The sequence below is a fragment of the Pseudoalteromonas sp. Isolate3 genome, assembly GCF_022398505.1.
In the GTDB taxonomy this organism is placed as follows: domain Bacteria; phylum Pseudomonadota; class Gammaproteobacteria; order Enterobacterales; family Alteromonadaceae; genus Pseudoalteromonas; species Pseudoalteromonas apostichopi.
The window spans coordinates 1-15,649 of sequence record NZ_JAKEVN010000101.1; the positions used below are offsets into that span (position 1 = coordinate 1).

18 protein-coding genes are annotated in these 15,649 nt (G+C 41.7%); 14 read left to right on the forward strand and 4 right to left on the reverse strand.

What is annotated here, in order from left to right; all coding sequences use genetic code 11:
• Nucleotides 1–198 precede the first annotated feature (198 nt).
• The 3 genes from xthA to L1D46_RS16245 are packed head-to-tail and all read left to right on the forward strand — an operon-like array spanning nt 199 to nt 2,449.
• Nucleotides 199–1,008 carry an exodeoxyribonuclease III gene (gene xthA, locus L1D46_RS16235; RefSeq protein ID WP_167658597.1) on the forward strand — a complete coding sequence of 270 codons (810 nt, stop codon included), beginning with the start codon at nt 199–201 and terminating at the stop codon, nt 1,006–1,008.
• A complete protein-coding gene (locus L1D46_RS16240; RefSeq protein WP_239977874.1) occupies nt 1,005–1,655 on the forward strand; it encodes an energy-coupling factor ABC transporter permease in 651 nt (216 codons plus the stop codon). The genes xthA and L1D46_RS16240 overlap by 4 nt, the downstream gene beginning before the upstream one ends.
• Nucleotides 1,652–2,449: a putative RNA methyltransferase gene (locus tag L1D46_RS16245; RefSeq protein ID WP_239977875.1), complete on the forward strand. Its 798-nt coding sequence runs from the start codon at nt 1,652–1,654 to the stop codon at nt 2,447–2,449. The genes L1D46_RS16240 and L1D46_RS16245 overlap by 4 nt, the downstream gene beginning before the upstream one ends.
• Here L1D46_RS16245 and yfbV read toward each other — a convergent pair.
• Nucleotides 2,446–2,892, reverse strand: a complete 447-nt coding sequence (yfbV, locus tag L1D46_RS16250; RefSeq protein ID WP_130052297.1) for a terminus macrodomain insulation protein YfbV — start codon at nt 2,890–2,892, stop codon at nt 2,446–2,448. The two genes, L1D46_RS16245 and yfbV, sit on opposite strands and share 4 nt — an antisense overlap.
• 290 nt (nt 2,893–3,182) lie before the next feature.
• On the opposite strand from yfbV, the gene L1D46_RS16255 reads away from it, so the two are divergent.
• The 7 genes from L1D46_RS16255 (at nt 3,183) to L1D46_RS16285 (ending at nt 9,840) form a co-directional block, all read left to right on the forward strand.
• Nucleotides 3,183–4,397 (forward strand): acetate kinase, encoded by a 1,215-nt coding sequence (locus L1D46_RS16255; RefSeq protein ID WP_130051730.1) that lies wholly within the window; start codon nt 3,183–3,185, stop codon nt 4,395–4,397.
• Nucleotides 4,398–4,401: 4 nt separating this feature from the next.
• Nucleotides 4,402–6,558: a phosphate acetyltransferase gene (pta, locus tag L1D46_RS16260; protein ID WP_130051731.1), complete on the forward strand. Its 2,157-nt coding sequence runs from the start codon at nt 4,402–4,404 to the stop codon at nt 6,556–6,558.
• Between the two features lie 210 nt (nt 6,559–6,768).
• Nucleotides 6,769–7,161 carry an ACT domain-containing protein gene (locus L1D46_RS16265; RefSeq protein WP_130051732.1) on the forward strand — a complete coding sequence of 131 codons (393 nt, stop codon included), beginning with the start codon at nt 6,769–6,771 and terminating at the stop codon, nt 7,159–7,161.
• Between the two features lie 57 nt (nt 7,162–7,218).
• Complete coding sequence (locus L1D46_RS16270; RefSeq protein ID WP_239977876.1) at nt 7,219–7,662, forward strand: PTS glucose transporter subunit IIA; 444 nt, start codon at nt 7,219–7,221, stop codon at nt 7,660–7,662.
• A gap of 5 nt (nt 7,663–7,667) precedes the next feature.
• The gene (locus tag L1D46_RS16275; protein ID WP_130051734.1) at nt 7,668–8,012 is read left to right on the forward strand and encodes an ArsC family reductase; all 345 of its coding nucleotides are present in this window, start codon (nt 7,668–7,670) and stop codon (nt 8,010–8,012) included.
• Complete coding sequence (gene dapE, locus L1D46_RS16280) at nt 8,012–9,142, forward strand: succinyl-diaminopimelate desuccinylase (protein WP_239977877.1); 1,131 nt, start codon at nt 8,012–8,014, stop codon at nt 9,140–9,142. The genes L1D46_RS16275 and dapE overlap by 1 nt, the downstream gene beginning before the upstream one ends.
• Nucleotides 9,139–9,840, forward strand: a complete 702-nt coding sequence (locus tag L1D46_RS16285; protein ID WP_239977878.1) for a M15 family metallopeptidase — start codon at nt 9,139–9,141, stop codon at nt 9,838–9,840. The genes dapE and L1D46_RS16285 overlap by 4 nt, the downstream gene beginning before the upstream one ends.
• Here the strand turns inward: L1D46_RS16285 and L1D46_RS16290 are convergent.
• On the reverse strand, nt 9,821–10,690 hold the full coding sequence (locus L1D46_RS16290) for a DMT family transporter (RefSeq protein ID WP_239977879.1): 870 nt from the start codon (nt 10,688–10,690) through the stop codon (nt 9,821–9,823). The two genes, L1D46_RS16285 and L1D46_RS16290, sit on opposite strands and share 20 nt — an antisense overlap.
• A 136-nt stretch (nt 10,691–10,826) precedes the next feature.
• Between L1D46_RS16290 and L1D46_RS16295 the strand changes: the two genes are divergently transcribed.
• From L1D46_RS16295 to L1D46_RS16310, 4 genes are read left to right on the forward strand one after another with little or no spacing between them, the layout of a single operon-like run.
• Nucleotides 10,827–12,191, forward strand: coding sequence for an adenine DNA methylase (locus tag L1D46_RS16295; RefSeq protein WP_239977880.1), 1,365 nt, complete (start codon nt 10,827–10,829; stop codon nt 12,189–12,191).
• An 8-nt stretch (nt 12,192–12,199) separates the two neighbouring features.
• Entirely contained in the window at nt 12,200–12,625 is a 426-nt protein-coding gene (locus L1D46_RS16300; RefSeq protein WP_054552954.1) for a YcfL family protein, read from the forward strand.
• Nucleotides 12,626–12,635: 10 nt separating this feature from the next.
• Nucleotides 12,636–13,247, forward strand: a complete 612-nt coding sequence (gene lpoB, locus L1D46_RS16305; protein WP_054552953.1) for a penicillin-binding protein activator LpoB — start codon at nt 12,636–12,638, stop codon at nt 13,245–13,247.
• A gap of 12 nt (nt 13,248–13,259) precedes the next feature.
• Nucleotides 13,260–13,727 (forward strand): glycine zipper 2TM domain-containing protein, encoded by a 468-nt coding sequence (locus L1D46_RS16310; protein WP_239977881.1) that lies wholly within the window; start codon nt 13,260–13,262, stop codon nt 13,725–13,727.
• A 25-nt stretch (nt 13,728–13,752) separates the two neighbouring features.
• On the opposite strand, the gene L1D46_RS16315 is transcribed toward L1D46_RS16310, so the two are convergent.
• Both L1D46_RS16315 and L1D46_RS16320 read right to left on the reverse strand, forming a co-directional pair.
• Nucleotides 13,753–14,970, reverse strand: a complete 1,218-nt coding sequence (locus L1D46_RS16315; RefSeq protein ID WP_130051740.1) for a pyridoxal phosphate-dependent aminotransferase — start codon at nt 14,968–14,970, stop codon at nt 13,753–13,755.
• A 93-nt stretch (nt 14,971–15,063) separates the two neighbouring features.
• Nucleotides 15,064–15,408: an Hpt domain-containing protein gene (locus tag L1D46_RS16320; protein WP_130051741.1), complete on the reverse strand. Its 345-nt coding sequence runs from the start codon at nt 15,406–15,408 to the stop codon at nt 15,064–15,066.
• Nucleotides 15,409–15,649 lie beyond the last annotated feature (241 nt).

Consider the following 15,649-nt stretch of genomic DNA (forward strand, 5'->3'; position numbering starts at 1 on the left):
CATTATATAAACAAAAATAAGTAGATCAACTGAATTATTTATTTAATTTAATAATTAATAGTGAGTTAACAATGTTTTTAAATTAAGCAGCAATTGATCAACATTTACCCAATTTGATTTTCGTAATTAGCTCATGAATAAGCCCTAGTTTGATGATAGAATTGCGCTAAACACTGAAACAAAAATAATAGGTGCACCATGAAGGTAATCTCATTCAACATTAACGGCCTGCGCGCCCGTTTACACCAGTTGCAAGCCGTAATTGATAAACATCAACCAGATATTATTGGCTTACAAGAAATCAAAGTGCATGATGAGGCCTTCCCTCTCGAAGACGTGCAAAAAATGGGTTATCACGTTTATTTTCACGGTCAAAAAGCGCACTACGGCGTGGCTATGTTATGTAAGCAAGAACCAAAATCAGTCGTTAAAGGCTTTGCAACCGATACTGACGAGTCACAGCGCCGTATGATCAGTGTTACTGTGACACAAGAAAATGGCCGTGAATTAACGGTGATGAATGGCTATTTCCCGCAAGGCGATAATATTGCCCACGAAACCAAGTTCCCATATAAGCGTCAGTTCTACAAAGATTTAATGACCCATTTAGAAGATAACCACACGCCTGAGCAAGATGTTATCGTGATGGGCGATATTAATATTTCACCGACCGATCTCGACATTGGTATTGGTGAACCAAACCGTAAGCGCTGGTTAAAAACAGGTAAGTGTTCGTTCCAACCAGAAGAGCGTGAATGGCTAAGCACTTTATTAAACTGGGGCTTTAAAGATACATTCCGAGAGCTTTACCCAGAAAAAACCGAGCAATATTCGTGGTTTGATTACCGCTCAAAAGGTTTTGATGACAACCGCGGTTTACGTATTGATGTGATCTTAGCAACTCCAGCGCTTGCTAAACGTTGTGTTGAGTCTGGCATCGATTACGAATTACGTGGTATCGAAAAGCCATCTGATCATGCCCCAATTTGGTCAACTTTTAACGCATGATAGACACTATGCAATGGCAGCTCCCTTTGTGGAGCTGTGTGGCTTTAATACTTTGGCTGAGTTTCGATAAACAAAGCGCATCACAATTATTGGCAACACCAATAAGACAAGTTGGTATACTCGCTTGTGCTTTAGTACTTGCGGTACTGTGGCGTATTAAAGCGGGGATATTGCCAGGCCTCGAATTGCATATTTTAGGGGTCACTGCAGTGACCCTGATTTTAGGTTGGCGACTGGCCATTTTTGCAAGCCTTCTTGCAAGTTTACTCTTGGTATTAGTCGCTCAGCTGCCAGTATCAATACTGCCAGTGCATTTATTGTTTACTGCTTTTTTACCAATTACATTGAGCTATTTGTGTTTTGTGCTTTGCTATAGCTATCTGCCGAGACACTTTTTTATTTATATCTTTTTATGCGCGTTTTTAACCGCTGCTGTTATTGCCTGTATCAAAATACTTACCAGTGGTGTGTTTTATTACTTGCTTGGTGATTACAGTTTTATTGAAATTTCAGAAAACTATCTGATTCTTTGTGCCATAATTTGGTTTCCTGAAGCAATGCTCAATGGCATGGCTATTACCTTGATGATCACCTATCGCCCTCACTGGGTTAAAACCTTTTATGATAAGGACTATTTAGACTCATGAGTCTTCACTATCACTGCCCGCTTTGCAAACTTGAACTTACTCTAACCGACAAAACTTACCGTTGTGACAACAATCACAGTTTTGATATCGCCAAAGAGGGTTATGTCAATTTACTTCCCGTGCAAAATAAAAAGTCTAAACATCCAGGCGATAACCTTGAAATGGTGCAGGCTCGCCGCGCATTTTTAAGTGCCGGGCACTATTTGTTTTTACAGCAAGCTTTAGCAGATTTAGTGACATCACTCGAACCAACTTCAGTGATTGATTTAGGCTGTGGTGAAGGCTTTTACACTCAAGCAATAGCAACGCAATCGAGTGCCGATGTCTATGGTGTCGATATTTCGAAACCCGCGGTAAAATACGCTGCTAAGCGATATGAAAATGCGCATTTTAGCGTTGCCTCAATTAGCCAAGCCCCTTTTGCAGATGCCAAAGCGGATGTGCTTGTTAGTGTGTTTGCACCACTATTTGCACAAGAACTTGCCCGCCTTGCCAAACCACAAGCTAGCTTAATTGTTGCAAGCCCTGGCCCTTGGCACCTAAAAGAGTTAAAAGCATTTATTTATTCCGATGTTAAACCACATACTGAGATAGAACCACCAGCGGGTTTCGGCAAAGAGTCGACGAATTTACTAGAGCAACAGGTGTTGTTATCTGTCGATGAGATTAAACATTTAATTATGATGACGCCGTTTGCATGGAAGTTTCGCCCAGAGCATTGGCAGCAGATAGAGCAGCAAGGCCCACAAAAAATTACGTTATCGTTTTATGTGAGCCAGTTTATTCGGGATTAAAAATGCTCTTTAGTGAAGGCTTTATCCATTTTTTCGAACATATCCTTTAACAGTTGAGCTAAATCTATATAGCGTGGTTTTTCAGTCGTTAATTGTGACTGATAACCATGCGCCTTCATTTTACTGTGCAATTCTGTATACCAACTTAGCATCGCTGGTTCTAATCTGGTTTGAGCACGTCTTCCTAACCACAACAAACCTTGCAGCGGAAGTGACAAAAAGAATAGCGCAATAGTGATAGCTTGGGGAAAATAATCACTGCCTAAGTAATTAACTTGCATGAATACGGTCAGCATTGCCAAAATTGGCATCACAGTAATTGCCAGATCAGTAGCTTTGATCACTCTAAATTCGGCAAACAATGGAGCGAGCTCTTGTCGCATCGGCCATTTTTTAGCGTACTGACGACCTGTTTGCACTTGTGACATGACACCTTTTTGCATCATCACTCCTAGGGTTTTCATCTCGTTTCACAACCGAGTGTAACACACTCCCGGATACAATCCCTGCAAAACCTGTCCTAGTTCTAATACCAAATTAATGGTAATGAGACTAACGTTTAAAGTCTAAATGAGATAAAATGTTATCGGCTTAAGTCAACTAGACTTTAGTGTAATTACAGCCTAGCTTTGTTAAGTGTAGCAACAAAATACTTATTTACTATACTGGCAAAGAATTCTAATTATCAAGCCTTAATACACACTGACTGATATCGTACTTTTAGGACCTAGCTATGCCGAAGCACCTTTGCTCACCACATCACGTTTTAGTACTAAACTGTGGTAGTTCGAGTTTAAAATTTGCCATTTTAGATGCCACCACTTCTGACGAAGTTATTTCAGGATTAGCTGAACGCCTTGGATCAGATACGCCTTCAATAAAATATAAATATAATGGTGAAAAACAACTTATTGAACTTGCAAAAGGACAAGCCCATGATGCAGCAATTAATAAACTTGTTTACCTGGTCAAAAACTTAGGTCTTGAGGATAAGTTAGTTGCCGTGGGCCATAGGGTCGTACATGGTGGCGAACATTTTACCGAGTCAGTATTAATTGATAATGACGTATTAATAGAAATCGAGAAAACGGCAGCATTAGCGCCTTTACATAATCCAGCGAATTTATTAGGTATTCGCACCGCACAGCAAGCGTTCTCGACACTACCACAAATTGCGGTGTTTGATACTGCGTTTCATCAAACTATGCCAAAAATTGCCTACTTATATGCATTACCTTACTCGCTTTATAAAGAACATGGTGTAAGACGTTATGGTTTCCATGGCACGAGCCATTATTATGTTGCCGGTGAAGCGGCGAAATTACTCGGCAAAGAACGCCAGCAAACTAATGTGATCAGTGCGCATTTAGGTAATGGTTGTTCTGTGTGCGCTATTAAAGATGGTAAGAGTGTTGATACCAGTATGGGGCTTACCCCACTGGAAGGCTTAGTCATGGGTACGCGCAGTGGTAGCATCGATCCTGGTTTATTCACCTTTTTGACTCAACAACTTAATTATTCAGTTCAAGAAATTGATGATTTGTTGAATAAACAAAGTGGTCTGTTAGGCATTAGTGAATTATCAAATGACTGTCGCACTATTGAAGAAGCGGCTGTTGAAGGCCACCCACAAGCAAACCTTGCTCTCGATATTTTCTGTTACCGCTTAGCAAAACAAATCGCTGCGTTCTTGGTGCCTCTGCAACGCCTTGATGCGCTTATTTTTACCGGTGGCATTGGTGAAAACTCAGACATCATTCGTGACAAAGTGATTTCACACTTAGGCTTTTTAGGCCTTGAGTGTGATGAAGCTGCTAACTTAGCTGCTCGCTTTGGTAAAGAAGGCCTAATTTCAAAAGGCCAAGCGCATGTTAAAGCGTTTGTGATCCCAACAAATGAAGAATGGGTTATTGCTAACGATGCAGCCCGCATTGCAAAGGAGGCTTAAGTAAATGGCACGTAGAATTATGTTGATCCCTATTTCAACTGGGGTTGGTTTAACATCTGTTTCTGTTGGTTTGGTACGTGCTCTAGAGCAAAAAGCGCTTAAAGTTAACTTTTTCAAACCCATTGCACAGCCACGCTCTGGCGATACAGGCCCAGAAAAGTCGACGCAAATTGTTACCCATGGCTCGCCAATTAATCCACCGACACCATTCGATTTGAGCTATGCAGAGCAAATGATTGGTGATGGTAAAGGCGACGACTTACTAGAAGAAATCGTAGAGCGCTTTGAAAGCACCATTAAAGAAGACGAAATCGCCATTATCGAGGGTATGGTGCCAACACGTCGTCAGCCTTATGCTGGACGCGTAAACCGTGAAATTGCGCAAACGCTAGGTGCTGATATTGTTTTTGTTTTAACGCCTAGTAACGATAGCAATGACCAAATTGAAGACCGTTTAGAAATCGCCTCTGGCAACTATGGCGGTGTTAATCACCCTCGCGTGTTAGGCTGTATTTTCAATAAAGTAAATGCGCCATTGGATGACGAAGGTCGTGCACGTGCAGATCTTGTTGAGGCCCATGAACCTGAACAACTCGAGAACGAATTAAACCGTTTAGCATCGCTGCCTATTTTCAGAAAGCACCCATTTAAGTTATTAGGCTCAATTCCTTGGGATTTTGACCTAGTAGCACCGCGTGTACGAGATTTATGTGAATACTTAAAAGCTGAAGTAATTAACGAAGGTGACATGGCTCACCGCCGTTTACGTCGCGTCACTTTCTGTGCCCGTACAGTGTCGAATATCTTAAGCCACTTTACCCCTGGAGCATTGCTGGTAACTCCTGGCGATCGCTCTGATGTATTAGTTGCAGCTTGTTTATCAGCCATGAATGGCACCAAGCTTGGGGCAATTTTATTAACTGGTGGTTTTAAACCTGAAGATCGCATTATGAAATTATGTGAACAAGCGATGGATACAGGTTTACCAATTATCGCAACAGAAGAAGATACGTGGCGTACCTCACTGTTACTGCATAACTTCAATATGGAAGTGCCTTGTGATGATGATCAACGCATCGATAAAGTAAAAGATCACAACGCCAGCCATATTGACTCAGACTGGTTAGACAGCCTTGCACAAAGTGTTGGTCGTACTCGTAAAATGTCTCCTCCAGCATTTCGCTTCTTACTAACGGATAAAGCCCGTCAAGCGAATAAAACGGTTGTTTTACCAGAAGGTAATGAGCCACGTACTATTAAAGCTGCTGCTATTTGTGGTCAACGTGGTATTGCTAAAACAATCCTTCTTGGCGATAAAGAAGAGATTTTACGTATTGCTGAACAACAAGGTGTTGAGCTTAACGATAACGTAACCATTATTGAGCCAGCTGATGTAATCAACGATTACGTGGCGCCTATGGTAGAGATTCGTAAAAACAAAGGCTTAACAGAAGTGGTCGCACAAGAGCAATTACTAGATAACGTAGTACTTGGCACCATGATGCTTGAACAAGGTAAAGTAGACGGCTTGGTGTCAGGTGCTGTTAACACAACAGCTAACACGATTCGCCCACCGCTACAATTGATTAAAACGGCTCCGGGTTCATCGTTAGTATCATCGGTATTCTTTATGCTATTACCTGATCAAGTACTTGTTTACGGTGACTGCGCTATCAATCCAGATCCTACCGCTGAGCAATTAGCTGATATTGCTATTCAATCGGCTGATTCAGCTGCCGCATTTGGCATTGAACCTCGCGTTGCAATGATCAGCTACAGCACGGGTACGTCAGGCTCAGGCGCTGATGTAGAGAAAGTCCGTGAAGCCACTAAGCTTGCCCAGCAAAAGCGCCCAGACCTAGTGATTGATGGCCCGCTTCAATACGATGCAGCTATTATGGAAAATGTAGCAATTAAGAAAGCACCCGATAGCCCTGTGGCAGGTAAAGCAACCGTGTTTGTATTCCCAGACTTGAATACTGGTAATACAACTTACAAAGCAGTACAACGTAGTGCTGATTTAATTAGTATTGGCCCAATGCTTCAAGGTATGCGCAAGCCGGTAAATGACTTAAGTCGTGGTGCATTAGTAGACGATATTGTTTACACCATTGCCCTTACAGCGATTCAAGCTAAGCAAGTCGAAAGCATAGAAAATTAACCCTTCAAAATTTAGGCTAATTTATAAAACCTTTATAAATTAGCCTATTAGCTTCTTTATACTGACCTATTCCCATATTTATCCACAGATTCTGTGGACAACATTTAAAGACTGAGCTGAGTAATTCCTCAGCAATCAAAATTATTGCGCTTTATCTTAACTTTGTTTACCTATACTATAAATTCAAAGGCTTCAAAGGTAGGATCGCAGATGTCAAAACAAACGTTACAACTTCATAGTGAAGAACTTACCATTCATAGTTTAGATGTCGATGCGACGATTGATCCTACCCTACTTCAACAAGCTATTTTCTTTATTGCTAAAACCGCTGATGAGTTGTCTATAGTGTGTCCAAGTAGTTTTGAGCTAGACAGTCTTGATCAAGAAACGGATTGGTTGGCACTTGAGGTGATTGGCCCTCTTGGTTTTTCACTAACAGGTATCATGGCAAATATTTCTGGAGTACTGGCAAAAGCGTCGATTTCGATTTTTGCTTTATCAACTTACGATACCGATTATGTACTGGTGAAGAAGCAAAGTATGGCCAAGGCAATTACAGCCCTGAAAAAAGACGGTTACCATGTGCTAGGTGATGTTAAATAAGCCATGACTAACGAAGTTCAATACTTACCCGAACGCAGCCTCAGAAAAGCGCGCTGCATGGATATTAAAAGCCCATTTACTGGGCGTGTAAAAAGCATTAGCGAGCACCCAGAGCCATTTTTCCGCTTTGCGACACTTGGACCAAGTATTAGTGTTGAATTAACTAGTCACAACATCATCGCACCATTCGATGGCACCCTATTACAAGTTAAAAATGCCGGTAAAGAATACATTTTACAGGCAAAAAACGGTTTAAAAGTTTTATTAAACTTATCGTTTTCATCGGTTGAAGAACATATTAATCACACCAATATTGCAAAATTAAATGGCAGTAAAATTAGCCAGGGTGAACGGTTAGCCTATTTTGATTTACGCGAGCTGAGCAGCCCAATGCTCGGTACTCTTTGCGTACTCAATAGCCAACACCTTGGCCCTCTGTATTATTCACTATCTCAGGTCATTGCTGGGGTAGACACATTACTCACTGTAACTAAAAAGTAGAATTTATGACTATCATGTACGGTATCAGCAACTGCGATACAATTAAAAAAGCCAAGAAATATTTAACTGATAACAACCAAGAATTTACTTTCCATGATTACCGTAAAGACGGCATTAGTGCTGAGCTAGTTAATGAGTTTGCAGCACATATTGATTGGCAAGATTTAGTTAATAAACGCGGCACAACTTACCGCCAATTATCTGATGAGCAAAAACAAAACCTAGATAAAGAATCAGCATTAGCATTACTGGTTGAGCAACCTGCAATGATCAAGCGTCCGGTACTCGTGCATAACGGCCAGTACTACTTAGGTTTTAAAGCAGCTCAATACGATGAGATTTTTGCCTAATGACTCACCCTGTTATTGAACTTGCTCAAGCACTTATCCAGCGTGAATCAGTAACGCCTGAAGATGCCGGTTGCCAAGCGTTAATGAACGAACGTTTGGAAAAGCTAGGGTTTAATATAGAATCACTGTTTTTCACTGATACCTTAAATACTTGGGCTCGTAAGGGAGATGCGTCACCGCATTTTTGTTTTGCGGGTCACACCGATGTTGTACCAACTGGTCCCGAGAAAAATTGGCAGCACCCGCCCTTTTCGGCACTAGTAGAAGACGGCATGTTACATGGTCGCGGTGCAGCCGATATGAAAGGTTCTTTAGCTGCAATGGTGGTTGCCACCGAGCGTTTTGTGACTAAGCACCCAGATCATAATGGATCTATTTCGTTTTTAATTACTTCTGATGAAGAAGGCCCGTTCATCAACGGCACAACTCGTGTTATCGATACCCTTGAAGCGCGTGGTGAGAAGATTGATTTATGCTTAGTCGGCGAGCCATCATCACGGGATGAACTTGGCGATGTGGTAAAAAATGGTCGACGAGGCTCATTAACTGGCTTTTTAACCATTAAAGGTGTGCAAGGCCATGTTGCTTATCCGCATCTTGCTCAAAATCCGATTCACTTAGCCGCCCCTGCGTTAACTGAGCTAAGTCAAACCGAGTGGGATCAAGGTAACGAATTTTTCCCTGCAACGAGCTTTCAGGTTTCGAATATTAACGGTGGCACCGGTGCCGGAAATGTGATCCCAGGTGAACTTGAGATTCAATTTAACTTCCGCTTTAGCACAGAAGTTACACACCAGCAGCTACAACAACGAGTCGTTGATATTGTTGAAAAACACAATCTGAATTATGAGTTAAATTGGATTGTAAATGGACTGCCGTTTTTAACCGACCACGGCCCGTTAGTTGATGCAACTGTGCATGCTATTAAGCAGGTGACTGGACGCGAAACAGCGCTTGAAACCACTGGTGGGACATCTGATGGTCGTTTTATCGCACAAACAGGTGCTAAAGTCATTGAACTTGGCCCGCGTAATGAAACCATTCATAAAGTAAACGAATGTGTTAGCACAGAGGATTTAATTCAACTTGCTGATATTTACGAAATCATTTTAGAGCAACTGCTTACATGAACCAAGCTGAGCTTAAACAATGCGCCACCGGGTCATGTAGCTCACATTTAGTTGAGCTACAACACCATCGCTTGCATCGTGATATTGTCGATGATTTTTTAGCTCTTCAGCAAGGTGCGAAAGAAGCGGGTATTGATCTGACAATTGCCTCAAGCTTTCGTGACTTTCAACGTCAAAGCGCTATTTGGAATGCAAAATTTCAGGGCCTTCGACCGGTTTATACCCTTGCACAAAAAACGGTAGACTTAGAAAGCTTGAGTGATATTGAAAAGTGCCACGCTATAATGCTTTACTCCGCACTACCTGGGGCAAGCAGACATCACTTTGGCACCGACCTCGACATCTACGATAACCGCCCTATTGACGATGATTATCAGCTGCAATTAACGCCAGATGAGTATTCGGCCACTGGGCCGTTTGCAAAGCTTGCTGCATGGCTTGATAATAACCTCGAAAAGTATGGTTTTTATCGCCCTTACCAAGAATATAAAGGGGGGGTTGCCCCTGAGCCTTGGCATATAAGTCATATCAATGCATCGCATAAGATGATGCAATATTTGTCAGTTGAAACATTACAGCAATGTATTGAACAAAGTGAACTTATTGGCAAGCAAGCGATACTAGCCGAACTAAACACCCTGTATGAACGCTACGTGTTAAATATTAATACGCCAAAATCTAAAGGCTGCGCTTTTTAGTCATTAAAAACACCAGTACAGCGCCAAGAATCAAGGCGCTGGCTGTGATTAAACGCGCTGTTAATTGCTCATCTAAAAATACCACCCCTGCTAACGTAGCAAGCACTGGAACCGTTAGCTGTACCACACCTGCTTGGCTACTTTTAAGCCTTGGTAGTGCAATATACCAAATGCTATAACCAAGGCCTGATGCTAAAGCTCCTGAAGCTATCGCCAAATAAACGCCTGTTGCTGTGATACCCTGCCAATCGACAATGGCTAGAAAGACTAAAATTGGCACAAGTATTAAACTTCTTAGAAAATTAAAGCTGGTTGCTTGCAAAGGTGAGCTGCATGATTTTCCACGAATACTGTAAACACCCCACGCTACACCACTTAACGCCATGAGCATTGCTGGCATGAAAGAAGGCACCGTCGCTGAGGGCAGCATTAGGTAAATAAAACCCGCAAATGCGACAAATAAAGCCCCCCACTGCACTTTACTGAGCGGCTCTTTATTTAAAACACTATGGCCTATCATGGTTAACTGCACTGCCGAAAATAAGATAAGTGCGCCTGTACCTGTATTTAAATCAACATAGGCAACTGAAAAACACAGCGCGTAAACAAATAAACTAAGGGCGCTGATATTGTTACCTTTATCGGATAAAGGTTTAGCCCTTTGCGATTTTAATTGCCTTAACTTTGCTTGCCATAACAGTAAGCCAAGCAACATAAATGCCCCACTTGCTAAGCGAATAGCAGTAAAGCTCAAAGGATCAATATCACCACTTTGTAATGCCATTCGGCACAGCAAAGAATTAGCTGCAAAAGCACTAAGTGCAATCAAGGTATACAGTATAGTGCTCAACAAATGCAGTGTCCTTTAACGTTACAAAACAGAAGACCAGAAAGTTGTCTATTAACTTACGATTTTTTACATAATTTATCATAGAAGGTTAAGCCGCGTATGCTAATCTGAGTACATTGTTTAAAAGGAGTGTTCAGTGCATCGACGTTTATTTATTGGAGCTGCTTTACTGTTATCTGGTTGCAGTACCATAGGTATTACTGATCTATTCCAAGATTATGCGACGCAGCTAAAACCTGTGCGCCAAGCTGTTTCTCAAAATAACATAGCAAGTGCTCAGCAACTTTTGCCGAGCAACAGCCGAGGCCATAGTAACTATTTATTGAATCAGCTTGAAACGGCCCGTCTTGAGTTTTTGGCTAAACAAAATTCCGAGGCCAATGAGACCTTTGAAGCTGTTTATCAAAATATGGAAAAAAAGCGTCAAGCAGCCAAAGTACAGCTAAGTGCAGGCCTTGAACAAACAAACTCATTATTGACCAATGATTCAGTGATTGGTTATGAGCCAGCAGCCTATGAAATGACTATGCTGCATAGCTACAAAGCACTGAGCTATGTATTTGATAAACAACTTGAATCTGCATTAGTTGAAGTTAGACGTGCTAATAAAGTGCAAGAAGATGCATTAAAAGACAACCAAGCTGTACTTGATGAACAAGCAGAAAAGGCAGCCGAAGGCTACCCTGATATGGCTGAGCTAATTGGTAATGTCAAAAATGGCTTTCAAAATGCCTTTACGTTTTATTTGTCTGGTCTACTTTATGAGGCAGATAAACAGTTTGATGATGCCTATATCGACTATAAGAAAGCACTCGAAATAAATAGCGAAAATAGCTACTTACAGCAAACAGTGTTACGCCTTGCCAAAAAGCAAGGGTTTGATCAGGATTTTGAAGAATTTAGCAAACGCTTTGGCAAGCTAAAGCAAACTCAAGCAAACACAGGCCAAGTAATTGTAATTGCAGAGCAAGGGTTAATACCAGCAAGGCAAGAGTTTCATTTACGATTACCCATTTATACCTCCCGGGGTGATGCACGCTTTTACAGTATTGCCATGCCTGTTTATCGCGATGCGCCTTATGCGGGCAGTGATAAAACAGTGAATCTCGATGGCGAAAACTTACCGCTGACACCCATTGTTAGGCTTGAAGCGCTGGCAGCAAAAACTTTAAAAGATCAAAGTGCTGGCAGAATAACCCGCCAGGTTATGCGATTGGTTGCGAAAGAAAAGATGCGTGCAGAATTGGCAAGAAGCGGCGGCGATGTCGGTAATATTTTAGCGAATATTTATAACATTGCATCAGAGCAGGCTGATACGCGAAGCTGGTCGACTTTACCAAGTCAACTGAGTATTGCTCAGCACGCGATGCCAGCAGGTCAGCACGCTTTAACAGTGCCAGGGCATGGCGAAATAGACTTTACGGTTAGTAAGCAAAGGTTAACCTTGATTTTTCTAACCTCTATAAATAACTACTACGACACACATGTCGTACAACTCTAGGAGCAATGATGAAATACTTAGTGCCACTATTAACCATTTTACTTGTTGCGGCTTGCTCCTCACGCCCTACCACTTCTGGCATTGGTGTTGAGCAGGCATCACAACAGTATAACCAACAACTGATTGTTAATAACCCTGAACTTGGCAAGAAATTAGCCATTACAGATGTAAAAACACGCCAAACAAATGGCTTAACAGATGTTGTTGTGACACTGGCAAGCCAGTACAAAAAGTCTCAATACTTACAGTATCAATTTACTTGGTATGACGCTGATGGCTTTGTTATTCGCGGCAACCATTCGCCTTGGCAACCTATCACTTTATTTGGATTTGCTAAAACCCAGTTACCGGGCCTAGCCCCGACAGCAAATGCTGTCACCTTCTCGCTTGCAGTGCGTGAAGTGTCAACAGAAGCACAAGAATTTGAAGATTAAGGATACTACAATGAAATTACTTTCTGTTAAGTCGGCTGCGGCCGTTGCAATGACAAGCGCTTTATTGCTGTCTGGTTGTGCAAATAAAGCCGTTGTTAGCTATGGTGATGCACAAGCTGTTGAAACTACTGATATAAATTTTGGCTCAACGGACCTACAAAAAGTAGCAAGCCAAATGACAGACTCGTTACTTGCCTCTCCTGTGGTTGGTACCATGACAGCAAATACTCGCCCTATCGTATTTGTTGAGCGTATTAAAAACAAAACGAGCGAGCATATTGATACTGAATCAATTACTGATTCAATCTCAACACAGTTATTACGCAGTGGTAAGTTCCGCTTTGTTGATATGACCCGTGTTGAAGCTGTGCGTGAGCAACTTAATTTCCAAAACGTCGATCCACTTGTTGACCCAAATACAGCGATTGCTTTTGGCCAGCAAGTTGGTGCGCAATATATGTTATACGGCAACTTATCGAGCATTGTTAAATCAAATGCTGACAAGGCTGATGTTTATTACAAATTCACAATGCGTTTAATGGATTTAAAAAGCGGTCTAGTTGAATGGGCTGATGAAACTGAAATCCGTAAAACTCGCGAGAAATCAACTTTTGGCTGGTAGCCAGGAGGGTATATGAAATACCTAATTACTATCCTAGCAAGCTGTTTATTACTGAGCTCGCCTAGTTATGCTGATTATCAGCGTAACAAAGCAGTACCAGTACAACAGGTGTTGTTTGGCTCTGTACAATCCGTACGAACCATTACCGAACAAGAGCTAGTCAGAGATAAAACAAACGGCTGGGAAACGTTTGGTGGTGCGCTTATTGGCGGCGTTATCGGTAACCAGTTCGGTGGCGGCAGTGGCCGCACTGTAGCAACCATTTTAGGTTCGATGATTGGTGGCTCTGTTGCTCACAACCGTCAACAAACAAGTCGCGTTATACAATATCAGCTCGTTGAATTGATGATCAAAGTAGAAAGCGGCGAGCAGTTCATGGTTGTGCAAGACAAAGATAACCAAATGCTGTTTAACCAAGGTGATAAAGTACGCCTGGTGTACCTCACCGATAACACGGTACGTGTTGATAAAGCGTATTAAAAAAGCGAGCCTCGGCTCGCTTTTTTTAGCTTTGTCGATAATCAGCGAAGAATCGCTGCATCTTACTCATGGCTTCTGTTAAATCATCTTTGTTTGGTAAAAACACCAATCTGAAATGATCAGGATCAGGCCAATTAAATGCGCGACCATGCACTAATAAGATTTTCTCAGCTTTGAGTAAATCTAAAATCATGCGTTCATCATTTTTGATATTAAAGTGTGCTGTATCCACTTTCGCAAATGCATATAGCGCCCCTTTAGGCTTTTTACAGCTAATACCATCAATGGCATTTAAACCACGCCATGCAATATCTCGCTGAACGTACAGCCGACCACCTGGGTTAATAAGGTTATCAATCGACTGCACACCACCTAACGCTTGCTGAATAGCGTATTGTGCAGGTACGTTGGCACATAATCGCATAGACGCCAGCATATCTAGGCCACGACTTAAGTCGTCCATCATGCTAGTACGACCGCTTAACACCATCCAACCCATTCGCAAACCCGCAGCGCGGTACGTTTTGGCTAAGCCATTAAAAGTGATGATTGGCACATCATCACACAATGCACCAATAGAGCTGTGTGTGACACCGTCGTACAAGATTTTCTCGTAAATTTCATCGCTCAATAGCAAAAGCTTGTGTTCACGAGCAATATTGATAAGTTCCATCAAAAGATCATCACTATACACCGCACCGGTGGGGTTATTAGGGTTAATAAGCACCAGTGCTTTGGTCTTTGAAGTGATCTTCGATTTTATATCAGCAATATCAGGGAACCAATCTTGTTCTTCATCACATAGATAATGCACAGGGTTACCCCCTGCTAATTTAACCGATGCTGTCCACAGCGGATAATCCGGTGCGGGAATAAGCACTTCGTCGTCATTATCAAGTAATGCTTGGGTGGTCATTTGAATTAATTCGCTGACCCCATTACCGATATAAATATTATCGACATCAAGATTAAATAAACCGCGTTGCTGATAGTGTTGATAGACAGCCACACGGGCTGAGTAGAGGCCTTTAGAGTCACAGTAGCCTTGGGCTGAATATAAGTTACGAATGATATCTTTGTGCATATCTTCAGGCATATCAAAGCCAAAGGCAGCCGGGTTGCCAATGTTTAGCTTTAATACTTTTTGCCCTTCATCTTCCATTTTTCGAGCTTGTGCAAGCACAGGCCCACGTATGTCATAACAGACACCGTCTAGTTTGTGACTCTTTTTGATTTGTGACATGGTTACCTCTACTAATTAGCCTTAAGACTAACCTAGTACGGGGCCACCACGCCAGAGGATTTTTGCGGTTATAACTGAAATAAATTCAAGTTTTTAGCGATTAGCAAACCAAGCTTGTAGTTTTTCTACAGAACCTGATACTTGAACATCTAAACTCTGTGAGTTTTGCTCTGCAGTTGCTAGATCATTTTGATTAAGTGCTTGTTCGATTGACTGCGCAAGTTTAGACAGGCTCGCAGCACCAAATTGGGCTGCATTTGATTTTAAACTGTGTGCATGTCGTGCTGCAGCTTCGTTATCTGAACCAAGATTTGCAAGTACCTCAGAGCCTAAACGCTGAAATTCACTACAACAAAAGGTCAAGGTGTCGGCAAATTGGTCACCTAAAAGTGATTCCATCCCTTCAAGTGCACTCTCATCGATTGTGATTGTCGTCATCTTTATCCCTTAATCAAAAACGTAATTATATAAATCGCAACTTTAGCCGTTCATAGCTAAAAAGCAAACCTGCTTTGCGAGTTAAGCTCATGTATACTAGGCATAGTTTTGATTTACACCTGAGTTCGTATGGCTAGAGAATTGTGCTCACATTGTGGCTTTTCAGTTAAAACCTGTTTATGTGATTCAATAAGCATAATCAATAATAAACTAAAAATCATTATATTACGCCACCCTAATG